General features: G+C 54.0%; 6 protein-coding genes. 2 read left to right on the forward strand and 4 right to left on the reverse strand.

Annotation, left to right across the window (positions count from 1 at the left end; genetic code table 11):
• Positions 1-4: 4 nt before the first annotated feature.
• Complete coding sequence (locus FF011L_RS26725) at positions 5-226, reverse strand: transposase (RefSeq protein WP_246109698.1); 222 nt, start codon at positions 224-226, stop codon at positions 5-7.
• The gene (locus FF011L_RS26730) at positions 133-2,805 is read right to left on the reverse strand and encodes an SIR2 family protein (protein ID WP_145350119.1); all 2,673 of its coding nucleotides are present in this window, start codon (positions 2,803-2,805) and stop codon (positions 133-135) included. The genes FF011L_RS26725 and FF011L_RS26730 overlap by 94 nt, the downstream gene beginning before the upstream one ends.
• A 383-nt stretch (positions 2,806-3,188) precedes the next feature.
• Here FF011L_RS26730 and FF011L_RS03205 point away from each other — a divergent pair, with 383 nt between their 5' ends.
• The gene (locus FF011L_RS03205; protein ID WP_145350120.1) at positions 3,189-3,503 is read left to right on the forward strand and encodes a TMEM14 family protein; all 315 of its coding nucleotides are present in this window, start codon (positions 3,189-3,191) and stop codon (positions 3,501-3,503) included.
• A 357-nt stretch (positions 3,504-3,860) separates the two neighbouring features.
• Here the strand turns inward: FF011L_RS03205 and FF011L_RS03210 are convergent, their stop codons facing one another.
• Complete coding sequence (locus FF011L_RS03210) at positions 3,861-4,307, reverse strand: hypothetical protein (RefSeq protein WP_145350121.1); 447 nt, start codon at positions 4,305-4,307, stop codon at positions 3,861-3,863.
• A 397-nt stretch (positions 4,308-4,704) separates the two neighbouring features.
• Between FF011L_RS03210 and FF011L_RS03215 the strand changes: the two genes are divergently transcribed.
• Positions 4,705-6,336: a TlpA family protein disulfide reductase gene (locus FF011L_RS03215; protein ID WP_145350122.1), complete on the forward strand. Its 1,632-nt coding sequence runs from the start codon at positions 4,705-4,707 to the stop codon at positions 6,334-6,336.
• A gap of 263 nt (positions 6,337-6,599) precedes the next feature.
• Here FF011L_RS03215 and FF011L_RS03220 read toward each other — a convergent pair whose 3' ends face one another.
• The gene (locus FF011L_RS03220; protein WP_145350123.1) at positions 6,600-13,838 is read right to left on the reverse strand and encodes a tetratricopeptide repeat protein; all 7,239 of its coding nucleotides are present in this window, start codon (positions 13,836-13,838) and stop codon (positions 6,600-6,602) included.
• Positions 13,839-13,957 lie beyond the last annotated feature (119 nt).

Genomic DNA, 13,957 nt, shown 5'->3' on the forward strand with positions numbered 1-13,957 from the left:
TCGGCTACTCGTTGCGGCCGAAAATGATTAACGCTTTTTTTAAGACGTCGCGCTCCCGCTCGACGCGACGCAACTGATTCTCCAGCTCTTTGACCCGATCATCCATCGCGTCGGCCACCGGGCCTGCGGCTGTCAACTGCTGCTGTTTCCACCGACGGACGATGGTTGGGCAGGTAATGCCCAGACGTTCTGCCACCGACTTTGCGGAGTGCCCATCGAGGAGCATTTGAACTGCCTCTCGCTTAAAGTCTTCATCGTAAACCCGTCGCGTTTTTGCTTTCTTGGCCATCCATGATCCCCAGGAGCTTGTGGTTGATAGTCATACCAAATTTTTAGCTTCCTGGTGGCCCCCAAAACCGGCACCACCTCACGCTTGTGTTTGGCAAGTTCGGTCTCAAGTGACTTGAGCTGTCTCGCCAAGGATTCGTCAGACGTATCTTCGGTGGCTAAGGCAAGCTTCAACTGCTCCATCTTTATTTTGACTAGCGTGTTGCGTGAGTATTTGGTGTACCCAGAGCGGGCGACAAGAGACCGACATGCTTCATTTGCTTCTGAAAGGTATTTAGCCTTGCGCAACGGTGATCGCTCATTCCGCGCTCGATTGAATGCTAACTCGGCAAAACTGTGAAGTATCGTCGGATTATTGGGGGCGAGCCTCTTGGCTTCAACAAGCAATGTCTCTGCCTCTTTTAGATGTGGTGACGGATGCTTCATCTCGTACAGCGACTGCTGATGAATTACGACTGCATCTTTCGAGGATTTCTCACAGGCAATGTCATAGATCAACCTTGCGTCTGCTCTGTTCTTCGAGAGCTCCAGAACAGTGCGATGGTTTATGAGTTGGTAGAAGGCCTCTCGATCTGCCGAATAGTCCAGATCAAGAAAACGAAGGCACTTCAGCACAGCCTCAAGACGTTCAGTGGCGTCGTTGATCGCGTCGTGATAGACCATGTCAGCGATTTGCGAATGCCGAGCTACGTAAGAATAATCCCTGCCATTGTCGCCACCGATGACACGCACAATGCGTTCCAGGGGAGCGAGGAACCTATCGGAGAATTCGGCGAATCCCACGCCGTGTATTCGGGAAATCAGTCCCGCCCTGACTGGTGTCTTCAAACGGTAGAGAACACAGATTGTCTTGTAAATTTGGCGTGCTTCGTCCGGTTGCACTCCTCGGAACTCGTCACAGATTATTTCACGAAAGCTGAGAGCGTGAGTTGCCTCATGCAAAGCGACAAGAAGCTGTCGTCCAGAGTGTTCGCTGAACTCCTTGAAACGCTCTTCCTCGGATTTTGGCTCTAACTCCCCCAAACACTTATGTGTATCAAGCAACGATAGCAAGCCTCGTATTTCTCGCTCAGAAAGGTAGGTGAGTTCGTAATCTTCATCGACTAGTTCCTCAAGCTCAAGACGTCGTGAGTTGAACTCACTCTGGCGAACGCTACCGACCACGAGTATGTGAACCCCTGCATCCGAGGCATACTCAAGCAAAGTGGTTAGCTCACGATGCACACGCAATACATCATCGACAAAGAGTACAATTTGCTCTTGAATTGCTCGAGCGATTTCGATGACCGCACTAGGAGTTAGCTCTCCAAGCTCTTTCAAGAACAGACACGGCATCTCAAATTCACGTGCGATCTCCCAGGCAAGCCTTTTCATTGTGATGGACTTGCCTGATCCAGCATGCCCTTTTAGCAGAACGAATGATGCATTTGGGGGTTCAGACGAAGCTATTTGGTCTACAACATGCCGTTCGAGAATCGTGTCCGTAATTCGTCTTCGCACATCTAGCGATGCGTCAATGGCCCCCCAACCGTTATCGGCGGCTTGGTAAAAGCTCTCTGGTTTTACCGTATCGACGGACTTGATGTCGTTAACGACATCGACGTCAGCTTCTATGAAAAGCTTTGCGCGTTCAGAGAATTTCTCTCCTGGAGGAAGTCGTGAATTTAAGTAGTTGTTCGGTTCTGAGTGGGACGCGGCGACTATCCCTCGAAAAACTGACCCGACGCTCGCATCAAGCTCGCGCACGAAGGAGTCGAAGTCCATTTTAATGGCGGTTATTCTTTTCGATTCCCAAAGACTTACTTGCTCGCTGCGAAAACCAGGGCCGACGAGATAAAAACGCGGGCGGCTTGATCGCATCTCCGAATCGAGCTCATTTAGCAACCTTCTCAAATCCTTGTCCTGGAGACTGTAGCCAACAAAAAGTACAGGGAACTCGGATGCCCATTCTTTGAGTCGGGAAAAAAGGCGATTGCGATTTTCCCGAAACTGTTCGTATTGATCGGACGTCAATATCAGGGGGAGACTCTCATCGTTGGGGATTGAGAGACACCCGTGAAGCTTCATATACGCGACTGCGTTGCTCGCTTTCAGCTTTGTTTCGATAGGATCTCCGTCTCGATAGATCGGCTTCAGTAGCTGGACCGGATTTAAAGCCTGTTCATATGCACGCTCTAGGACCAAATCGTAGTTTGTCGTCGCGATTCCGTGCCAACGAAAGGAAGCTAGCTTCAAATGAGAAGGCGTCGGCTGAAAGCGATTGAAAAAGTCAGCGACAAAATTTTGCACCTTACTGAAGTTATGTTGGCTGATCGCGAGTTCGGCAACTTCTTCAAGCCCAAATCCGACGTAATCGTTACTTAAAAACTCTTTCGCCAGGATATCCGCGAGACCTTGCCCGGTTGGAGGTTTCTCGCCGTTGGGGAGCTGGCAGCTCATGGATGCTCCAGCACCCAGAAATAGCACAGCATTACCAGACTCGACCTCGTTTTTTAGTGCGTTCGTAATCTCGCTCATTTTTTCCTCAAAGAATATTGGTGCATTTTCTATTTTGCGCGTTGAACTGTCATTTTCATAGCGTCGGCCATGTGCCGCGGCGACGGAGCAGGAACAAAGCTATGGAGGAAGCAACGTTCCGCGAACGCGATTAAGATTTCCATCGGGGGAAGAAAACGTACTGGGGATGAAAAGACACGCGGACTCCTTGTCAAACATTTAGAGTCGGTTTCACTGCTCCGGTGGCCGACACCGGAGCGGGTAATGAGTGCCTTCTCTCAGTGGCTGGCACCTTGGGGGCGACCGATTACAATTCGGCGAAAGGCAGTTGCTTGGATGGATCTGTGTTCTAGTCCGCTGAATCGTTTCTGCCATTACTTCGTAATTGAAATAGTGAGACTTGTGTGGATTTTCCCGTAATCGTGACAGCCATCTTTGGAGCTTTTGTCGTCTTTGGAGGAGTCATGGGCTATGTCAAAGCGGCAAGCAGGGCGTCTTTGATCGCGGGCAGCATCACTGGCGGACTCCTTCTGCTCTCCGCGTTTCTAATTTCGAGAGGCAGCACCGCAGGGACCATTCTAGGGTTGGCTGTTTCGCTGCTGTTGCTTAGCCAGTTTGCCCCTTCACTGCTGAAGAAGTTCAAGGTAATGCCAAACCTGTTGATGGTCGTCTTGGGATGCATCACCGTCGGCACGCTGATTTTCAGTTTTTTCAAATAGGTTCCAGATAGCGGCGGGGAATCAAAGCGGTTCGAGGAAACTCGGCACCGCCCATTGCCTGCTGGAAAGCAATGGGATCCGACCTCGCAATGAATTTGCAGCACGCGATTAACCTAAATGCGGCGACGCGAACTGGTAGCCCGGAGGGCGGCAGATACTTGCCGGCGGTGTGAGCCGCCGGAGTGGAGAGCGCGAAAAGAAAAGCCCAGCGGGCGACAGAACAGAACGAGAAAGATATTGGTGGCAAAAAAAACGATAATTGCTCTACATTTCCCGCTACGGACGTGCAATTTGCAAATGCCCGATTTGCAATCCTCCAAGCCACTTTCGGCGGCAACAGGCTGAGCGCGTCCGCCTCTATTTCTCGGGGAATCCGACCTCGGCGACGCCTCTTGCTCCACTTGGCAATTGGGCGGTGACGTTTACTTCGGTGATCGGGTAACGCCCGGGGACAAACGTCTGGTTGCTTTTGGTTTTGAAAATCCCCTGCGGTAAGACAAGGGTCTCGCCCGATTTAAGCGGCGATGCCTGGTAGAGAAAATACTGCCCGTTCAGATCTAGTGTCAGCAGCGGAAGGTCGAAATCGGCCGTGTTTTCGACCACGACGACTTCGGTCAATACGGCGCCTCGGCCCCCTAGGGCTTCAACGGGCCTCCGATCTAGGGTGACTTGCACCGGAAGCGGATTGTCGTGACCGCTGCCATAGAACAGAGAGTAAAGCACCAGTAGCGTTAGGGTTAACAATGAAGCTCCCATCAGCGAGAGCGTGAGGGCTCGAGACGAAACTTGCGGTCCAGGACGCATGCGAGACTCAAATCAACCGGGGACAAAACTGGGAATACGGAGTATATTCTCCTAACAAACAGTTTAGTCCTCCTTTCCCCATACTGGCGATAGGGTGCTTGTGGCTGTTGTTTCCATCCGTGTCTCCATTTTGTTTCTGGGCTGTGAATTTTTGGGTGTCGCCTTTCACTGAGCGAAAGAGGCGTCCGCTGATGTTGCTTTTGCTACGCAGAAGGAACGCTAGCGAAGTCGGTCAACTTAAATTCACAGTCGATTTGCGAACGGGGACGCCATTTCCGTGGTTTCGAATCTTGCGACAGGCCTGTCACACGTCGGGTTTCGCGTTTTCTGCTAAAACTGAGGAAGTGGCCAAAACAATAGTCCGCTGGCGATGTTCCTTACATTGGTTTGAATTTCAATGACGATCCTGCGAAGCTCGCAAATTCGATCTTGTTTCCGTTCGCCCCGGTTTTCCCTGGGAGGATTGCTGCTGGGGCTGGCGATTGTCGGTTGCAGTTCTTCGGATCGATTGGTGGAAGAGCCCGGGGATAACCCCGATTCGTCGATGACGCAATCGGCTCAAACACTTGCTTCAAATAGTCAGTCGGGTAAAACGCAGGGAGGCACGGCCGCGGCTCCAATTCCTGCTGGCCCCTCTTCTGCTGATTCGGCGTCGGCTGGCCCGACCTCGCCAGCGCCTGATCCGCCTTCGGTTGCCGATAACTCGGCGTCGCGGTTGCAGCTGCCAGCGACGGAAGATCCCAAAGAGCTGGTGTTGTTTCTGTCCGAGGTCGACCGAAACATGCAACTGGTGGCGACATTGCAAACCGATTTAAAGACCAACGCCGGCGTCCAGAAGGAACTGAAGCGATTGTCGCAACTGAAGTTGGAAGCATCTTCTAGGCTTGCCGAAGATGGCAGTTTGCCTCCAGAGGCCCTGAAACAAGGCAAGCGAGGAAAATTGCAGGCTCTTTCCCATCTGGTTTCCCTGGGCGATTTGCAGGCGGTACCTCAATTGAAAGCGTACGCAGAGGAATTGTCGCAGAGTACCGACCCGACGTTGGCGGTGGAAAGTCGATTGGTATTGGTCGGATTTGCGATGGAGGATCTGCAGTCGGCCGACGATCCGCAGCCGGTCATCGATTTGATGCAGCAGTTAGCAAACAATGCGACCGTTTTGGACATGCCAGCTCTGATGACAATGGGACAGGCCCTGACCGGTCTGAAGCAGTACGGCTATTCGGCTGCGGCACGAGAAGTTCGCGATTTGATGGTGCGCGCTTTCGAAAAACATCCCGATCCAAACATTCAAGCGCTTGCTGCGGATCTGGCGGGTTCCGAACGTTTTGATGTGATGGATGCACTCCGCCGAGATCTAGAGCAAGATGAGAACGTGACGGTTGCCCAGTGGCAACGGGCCGCGCAGCAACTGGTTCAAGAAGGGGCCGACGTTGCGGTGCTAAGATACCTTTCGGAAGCGGCTTTGCATTTTGAGGTGACTTCTTTGGATCAGTTTGCGAACGCGACTTACGAAACGATTCAGACCGGATTTGAGAACGTTCAGGATCCGATGCTGCGTGATGAACAACAGCTTGTTCTTCGTATGCACAAAGCCCGTACGGACATTATCGGAAAGCCTCTACAGGTCAATTTGCCGGACACTTCAGGAGCTGTCTTCGACTGGCAAGCCTATCGCGGGAAAGTGGTTTTGATGCCGATCTGGGCTGCCGAGCAACCGGAATCGATTTCGGTATTTCGTCAGTTGGAAACCCTGCGTGACAAGCATCGCGATGATCTCGCCTTGGTCGGCGTCAACGTCGATTTTCAAGACCAGTCGCTAAACCATTTTGAACGTGAAGTGAAACTGGATTGGCCTAGCCTGAGAAGCCCCGACCCAAGGCAACAGGGGATCGAAAATCCGATCGCGATTCAGACCGGCGTCACCTCGTTTCCATTTGTTGTTCTGATCGATCGGAAAGGAAACGTTTCCGATCTGTTCATGACCAACGTAGGGATCGAAAAAGCGGTCGAAAACCAGTTGGCGAAATAACTAGCACCTCGCTGTTTGCCACCATCAAGTTTCTTAGCGGCAGGGCGCGAGCCGTCCGGCCGGGCGTTGGGTTTTTATGAGCTTCGTGCCGGACGGCTCGCGCCGTTCCGCTAAGAAAGTAGACCGCATAGAGCCCAAGCCGCGCTCGCCCTCAGCGAAGCAGTACTCGTACTCCCTCCTCACCGGCAAGCAAGTTTCGCGGCGGGCAACCCCGTCGTAACCTGCTCAGCCATACACCGTGGAATGCTTCTCTTTAACCCCGCCTAAAGAGATTTCTGAATCTGTTCCGCTTGCAATTTCAATGCGGCGTCTTTGGAGTTTTCTCTGATCTTCTTTAGCAAGGCTTCGATTTGAGGTCGGGCCAAGTTGACAATCCCCTGGTCACTGGCCAGCATCGCCGCGATTCGCACAAGACCGCGGTCGATCGCTTGTTGAGTATCCGAATCGGCTGCGAGCATCGATAGTGGGATCAGTAGCTGGTCCGCAAGTTGGCAGCGTCCTTGGCGGTTCTTTTGATTCTGAATCGATTGAGTCCATGCGGGACGTTGCTCGACACGTTGGATGGCTTCGTTTAACGAAGGCAATTCTTCCCCGGTACTCTCCAGCATGGCGTCGATTGCCTGAGCCGCGTTGGGCGATTTTGAACCGATCAGCAATGTGGCTTTTACAATGTCCGCTAAAGCTCCGGTTTGACGGCGGACTTCGATTTCGGCCAGCCATTGTTGATAAAGATTTTCGGGAATGTCTTGTTCGGCCAGCAAACCAAGCAGGCTGGCGGGAGTGATCGATGTTCCTTCCGTTTCTGCACCGATTGTGGGAATGACCATCAACGTCCAAGGAACCGTCGGGTCGGAAGATGCAATTTGGTCGTAGATAGGATCCAATAGTGCCAACCGCTGTTGGGGATCGGTCGCCGCCAAGATCGCAGTCAGTTCTGCAAACGAATCTCGCATGGCCTGAGCCTCGATTTCAGGTAATCGATTTTGCAGGCTGTCAGGCTGGAAGTTTCGCAATTGGGCCAGTAACGGAAGCATTGCTTCGATCGCAATCGACGTTTCGCCAGCGTCCCGAGCGGCGGCCGAGAGTGTCAGCCTTGTTTGCATTCGCTGGATGCCAATCGATGATTTTTCAACGTCTTCCGATGGCAGGTTTCGGACGACTTCCATCAGTTGCATTGCGGCGGAATCACGGACTTCCGATTGGGCGTGTGCGATTAGTAAAACCAAGCTGGCGGATAGGAGGTCGTTGTCGCTTGCCTGTTCCGCTGCAGCGCTGACTTGCTGAAGCAGTGCGATCCCCGCAGGCCGCGTCGCTGGCGATTGGATGGCCACATTGGCAACGCTCCAGGCCATCATCGCAGTGGGCAACGTCGGTTGCTCCTGCTGCATTGCTTGTTCAATCGCAGCAAGTGCATGACGTTCTGAATCGGTGACGGTTTCAGGGGCGGGTCCCACCCTACGGATCGCCGCTGCCAGTAGGTAACGAATGCTGTTCTCCGCCAAGTCCGCTTCGTCGTTCGATCGGTTTTGCCACTGTTGATCCAACTGCAACAAAGCTTTTCGACCTTCTTCGGTTTTCGACATGTGGTCGATGGTCCAGGTCGCTAGAGACGTTTGCCATGGTCCTTGCTGGATCCTGGGACGAAGCGTCAGCAATGGATCGATCGTCTTGTCTGCCGCGCGGGGTGAGTCCGGTGAGAAAGCAATTTCTAGATACTGAATCGTTTCGGTTTGCTGGCTGTCTTGAGCGAGTCGTTGTTCAATCGTCTGTGAGCGTGGGATCCCAAATCGTTCTTTCGTTCGCCATGCATCGAGAGGAAATCTCAGTTGTTCAAACCGCAGTGCGATCGCCTTTCCTTCGCTGGTACGCTGTTCGTCGGTCAATTGTCGTCGAGGGACGGCTTGGAATTCTTCCAGCAACCAATTTCGTGCCTTGGCAATATCGTGTTCTTTTAGAAACGCAAACCCACTGGCGGCGACACCGCCGGCGGTTCCCCGGAATTGGTCATTCAGGTTTGATGCGTCCCGTGCGGTTCGGTAAATTGCCGCGGTAAGATCTTGAGGGAAATCCGGGATCGTTTCGGTAACCTGTGCTAATTGCCAAGCCCAGGTTCCTGATAGCGCACCCTGCGGGTTTTCAATGGCATTTCGAAGGGTGTTTACCGCATTCGGGTCTTGTGGTTGCAAGATCGCCAGCCAGCCACTGGCGATCGCTTTTGTCGATGGTTCTGCGACGGCAAGCTTGCTGGCCTTGGTCGCGATCTCCGCTAATTCAGGACGTTGTTGTAGGCTTTCGAAAATCGGATTCAAACTTCCGAAAAAGTGGCCATCCGCATTTGGTAAACCGGTCTTCCAAACCGGAGCGTCGGGCCGGAAAGATGCCTGTTCGGCAAAGAAACGTTCGATCGCTGGCTGGGCAATTTTGTTCGCATCCTCTGCCAAACGATTCTTTTTACGCAGTTCAAGCAGGACCGCGCCAAGTTGTTCGACCGTCGCCCGGTGAAGCATCGCGGCTTGGAATTTGCGTCCCTCTTTCGTCGGCGATTCGATGCCTTGTGGGTCCATGTCAAACAGGCTCTTCAGCCCGGCGGCTGAGACCGTTGATAGGTCACACTGAGTGATCGCGTGGAAGACTTGATCGCACTGTTGGGCTTGCTGCGCGGCTTGAATAAAGGCTGTGAATTGCGGTTCAATAACGCTCGCATCCAGAGCCATTCCATTCAGGAAATGCTCCAGGGCGGCGGTGAAGTTGCGCTGGGCAGCAAGTTTTAAGGCGCTCTCAAGTTCGATCGCTGCGTCGCCTGAATTGATTCGCCGGTCACGTAGTAGGCGTTGTTGTTGGGCTTTTAGTTCGGCTGCACGATCAAGGTTCCCCGCCATCGTTTCCAGGACAGCCAATTGTTCCACAAGCGAAGGAACATAGGGATTGCTGGCCAGTCGCTTCTCTAGTTGTTCCGTTACAGCGGACAGCCGCTCTGTTTGTTTCAGGATTGCGGCAGCCTGAGGTCGCTCATTTGCATCCGCGATTCGGAGCGCGTCGTAGGCAGCTTCGCTGGCAGCCTTTAAATCTCCGTCTTCGAGAAAGGTTTGTGCTCGCTGCAGTGGTAGTGGGTGGTGGTCGGCGGCGGACGTGGTCAGCGAAAGAAATTGATCGGCCAATGGATCTAATTTCAATCGTTTCAGCTGGCCGGTGATGATGCGTTTGGTTTGTGGGTCGAGGGCCATTTGGCGAAGTGCTTGACCCGCTTTTTGCCCTCGGACTGGATCGTCGGTATAGCCTGCCAGCCGGAGCGCCGTGATAGCCTGCAGACGTAGCAAGACAGGATGCTTGGGATGGGCGTTTTCTAGCCGTTCAATCGCTTGGTCGTGTTGCTGAAGTCGTTCGAACTGCAGGCCACTGGCGATCTGAAGTTCAGCATCCATCGGGAATTGGGCGGCCAGGTCGGCTAGCAGCCGCGCCGATTCTCCTCGATCGGGTTTCGCGATCCAGTTTTGCTGGGCCGCAGCGAGGGCTTGTCGCAGTTTTTGTTCGTCCTCCGGTACTTCTGGGTTGGGTGCGGTTAACAGCCGTCCGATTTCGACTGTCACGTTTGGACTGACCGAATTGAGCAAGGGGATGCAGGCCGCGGCCAAGGGGCGACCGAGTAACGGAGAAGCCGCGTAGGTCTGGTTATCACCATCCAGCGAGACGCGGGCCAGCGGTTGATTCCAACGTTCCGGGAAATCGGAACGAACGCGTCTCGCAGCCGCTTCGGATGCGAGCATGGTCGCCAGGATTTGAAAACGATCTTCGTTGGAAACCTGTTCCGTTCCTGAAAGGACGTTCGCTAGTTTTGCATTGATACGGTATAGCTCGCCCGCTTCGATCAGACTGGAACGGTTTATGTGACGTAGTTCCGAACGCCATTGGGGAAGTTGATCCAGGATTGCCTGAGCGGTCCCCTCGGCCAAGTGAACATCGATTGCAGCGGCATACTGTGACACCTCGCTCGGTCGTTTCAGGGGCGTCAGCAAACGGTCGGCGGATTCTGGGTCGCCAGCGATGTCATATTCTCGGCTGACCGTGATGATCGTCGAAACATCCTCACTGTCGATCATGGTGCTTTCCAGCCACTGCAATTGGGGCGGGCTCAAAGGCCAATGATCCGCAGAGAAATCGGTCTTGCGGCTACCGGTACCGCTGGCGGCAGCTCGATGCCGGATGACTTCCAGAGCGAATTTTTCGCCGTTTGGATCTGCCAACTGTGCAAGTCGAAAAACAATCTGAAAAGCGAGTTGGTGATCCTCGGGCCGCGTGGAGAGTGGCTCGCTGGGATATTTCTGGAAATAGATTCGACAAGCAAAATAGGCTTCCCAGAGACGGTTCGGGTCCAAGCAGGATTCGATGCCAGCGGTCGTGGCCAGGGGCCCCAAGAGGTCGCTTAACGATTGCTGGGAGGATTCTTGTTGAACCTTGATTTGGGTGGCTAGCACCTTGCTAAGAAAATTCGTTTGGTGTGAGTCCAAGTCCGGCAGGCCGGCTGCAAACATCCCCCATTCATGGTGCGGTAGCGGAGGCATCGCAGAAATCACGATAGCTTGTTGCAAAACCGCTTGTTCGATCGGAACATTCGATGGGGTGTTGTCATCAAGGAGCGGCTTGAGCGCCGCGATCGCTTCTGCCGGAGCCGGTTGGTCTTGATCGAGTCGTAGTAGGGCTAGGTACAGACGTACCGTGTGAACGTTCGGGTTCACTTCCAAAGCTCGTTGGCATACCTTTGCGGCGGTTTCTGGATGCCTGTTTTCGATCAATCTGCGCAGAAGCCGTTGCAGTTGAAAATCGTCTTGGCTGCCGGCCAGCTGCGACGCGCGAGCTAAGATTTCGGGGAAACGTCCGGCACGAACTTGTAGATCGGTCCACTGGCGTTCGGTCTGCGGGCTGGGATCGCTTTCCAGCAAGGCTTGGGTTAACGAAAGCTCTTGTTCCAGGTTTCCACTACGCTCGGCTAATTGGACCATCCATCGCAGCAATGGAATGTCGTGAGGGCGTTCGATCTGTTCAGGAAGCAGGGTTTGTAATGCGTTCCCAGGATCACCGGCGACTTCAAGAGCTGTCGCTAATTGCGAGGCAAGGTTTGCATTCGCATGAGCCTCTTCGGCGAATCTAGTGCGAAGTTGTTCCAGCAGTTGCGGAAGTTGTTGACGACGATCATAAAGCGGCGATAGGGCTGCGATCGTATCCAGTTTCGCATGTTCGTCCTCAAGCAGGTCCCACTGTTTCCAGTAGGTTTCGATCGCTTCATCGGTGCGGAAGTCGCGTCCAAATTGATTGGCCAGCTGGCCGAGTGGTGCGGGGCTGCGAGGTGCCGCCGAAACGGCTCGGTTCAATGCTTCATAGCCTGCGGCCGATTGGTCGGTTTCAAAGCAATGGGTTGCAAGTTCCAGCCAGGGATTGGGATTGTTTGCTTGTTGTTCGGCCACCTGTTTCAGGATTGCGGTCGCTTCTTTGGTTTGTTGCAGCCGCATGTGCAGGTCAGCGATTCGCGGCAACGCGATGGGGGCAATGCGAGGGTCCAGTTGTTGCCATCGGAGCAGCGTTTCGATCGCCAGCGGAAGTTGCTCCGTCTGTTCGTACAGCTGGGCAAGCCGCTCAAGTAAAGGGCTTTCTTCGACGGGGCGTTGGCTTGCTGTTTCCAAGGCCTCGATCGCTTCGAACGGCCGTCCGGCGGTTTCTAGCAGGGTTGCATAGCGGAGGATTTCCGTGGGCGGTGCCGACGATAGATCGGTTGTCTCACGGGCCGTTTGAATCATGGTTGGCAATTGATCAAAAGCTTCTGCCCAGGCAATTCGTGTTTCCCATACACGATCGATTTCAACTTCGGAATCGGCTTCCGCTTGGGCCGCATCTAATTGTTCAACGACCGTATCGTTTTCGCCTGCGGCCAATAAACGGCTGGCGATGGTCAGTCGTTGCTGAAGGATTAGTGGTTCGGACTGGCCGGCGCGGAGGAACGTTTTCAGAGAAGCATCCAGATAGCCGAAGCGATCTTGGATCTCGGCTAAACGAAGCAACGCGGTGGCGCTGTTGTTGTCCGCCGTTGCGATTCCCTGCCATGCTTCGAGGGCTTTTTCAGGTTGGTTCCGGTCATCGAAGAACTGTCCTAGTTCTTCATGGAACAGAGAGTTTTTTGGATCCAGTTGAATCGCCAATCGGAAGCGAGATTCGGCTTCCTGGAATTTTTCGATTCTGGCTAATCGATCCGCAACCTGGATTTGAATCAGTGCATCCGACTGACGGTGATCGGCTAGCAACTGCCAGGTTTTCGCAGCGTTGTCGCGACGTTGTTCCAGGGGGAGTTCATGATCTTTTAAAAGCGCGTCGCCCCATTCTAAAAATGTGTCGGCAGGGGCTGCGGGCTGGGCAGCTAGTACGGCCCATTGTGCAGCCGCTTCGGCCCAGCGGTTCTGGTGTTCTAATGTTTCGATCAACGTTTCGCGCACGACCGTGTCCGCCGGAGATCGCTGTAATAAGGTGCGGAGCGTTTGTTCCGCTGCGGCATACTGCTGAAGCCGGTTTTGAACCTGCCCTAGACGTTTTCCCCAGTCCAGGTTTTCAGGGTAGTCAACCATTTGAACCGCATAGAAATCGGCCAATGCCTGGTAGCCGCCGTCTGCGAGCAGCATCGCTTCCAGTTGGTCTTGAATTTGTTCGGCAAGCCAGCTTCCGGGACGAACCTGGGGAAGCAGTTCAAGCAGAGTTTGTTTGGCTTGGTCTGCCTGTCCATTGCGTTCTAGCAGCCTGGCGGTAGTCAGGCGGAGGGGGATGGCTTCGACAGGAGAGACGATTCCGGCAAGCTGTTGGTATTGATCAATCGCCGCTGCCAGTCGATCTTGGTCGACCATCACCTTGGCAATCCGGGCAAGCACGCTGGGATCCTGCGAGAAGGATGTGCGCAGGTCGGACCAAACGGCCTCGGCCTGGTCATCGTGTTGTTCGAGGTAGAGCCACTCCCCTAGCAGCAGGGCCATCGCAACTTGCTCACTGCGCGAAGGGTTGCGGGCGAGAGCTCGTCGCATAGCGTCGATGGCACCTTTGCGGTCGCCTTGTTTTCCCAGCAGCAATGCCAGTTGATAACTAGCGGTCGGATTGGACGGAAGAAGTTGTTCGGCTTGCTGGATGATGGTGGTGGCGTTTGCGGTATCGTCCTGCCGCAAATGAAGCAATCCAAGCAGCAGCCAGCGTCGACCCGCCTCAGGGCTGTCGTCATCCTCGTCGGGACGCAGGTCTTGCAGTACGGAATCAAGTGTTCCCGCACTCAAGTGATGCGCATAGTAGCGATCCAGAGCGGTCCCAGGGGCGGGCCGGCGAAGCAATAATTGTTCGTACCGGTCTGCGATCGCAGCTTGTTTCGCCGCCTCGGCGTCGATTTGAGTCGCTGGTTGGCCAAAGGCTAAATTGCCAAGGCTTGCTGCGGCAGCCCAAAATATCAACAGTATCCATAAAGCAGGCGTGCGAGAAATCATGCGTTAGCGTCGATGCGAGGCGGGATCGGATGGAGCGGCGGAGGGTCAAAAGGGTCGATAAGGATCGCGGTGACGCCCGGAGGCGGGTGACACTATCATACCATGCCGATTCTTTATCC

It is taken from the genome of Roseimaritima multifibrata, from assembly GCF_007741495.1.
Lineage (GTDB): Bacteria > Planctomycetota > Planctomycetia > Pirellulales > Pirellulaceae > Roseimaritima > Roseimaritima multifibrata.

Excerpts from the sequence above, each read along its gene's own strand:
- FF011L_RS26725 (WP_246109698.1), bottom strand. The coding sequence starts at position 226 with ATGCTCCTCGATGGGCACTCCGCAAAGTCGGTGGCAGAACGTCTGGGC.
- FF011L_RS26730 (WP_145350119.1), bottom strand. The coding sequence starts at position 2,805 with ATGAGCGAGATTACGAACGCACTAAAAAACGAGGTCGAGTCTGGTAAT.
- FF011L_RS03210 (WP_145350121.1), bottom strand. The coding sequence starts at position 4,307 with ATGCGTCCTGGACCGCAAGTTTCGTCTCGAGCCCTCACGCTCTCGCTG.
- FF011L_RS03215 (WP_145350122.1), top strand. The coding sequence starts at position 4,705 with ATGACGATCCTGCGAAGCTCGCAAATTCGATCTTGTTTCCGTTCGCCC.
- FF011L_RS03220 (WP_145350123.1), bottom strand. The coding sequence starts at position 13,838 with ATGATTTCTCGCACGCCTGCTTTATGGATACTGTTGATATTTTGGGCT.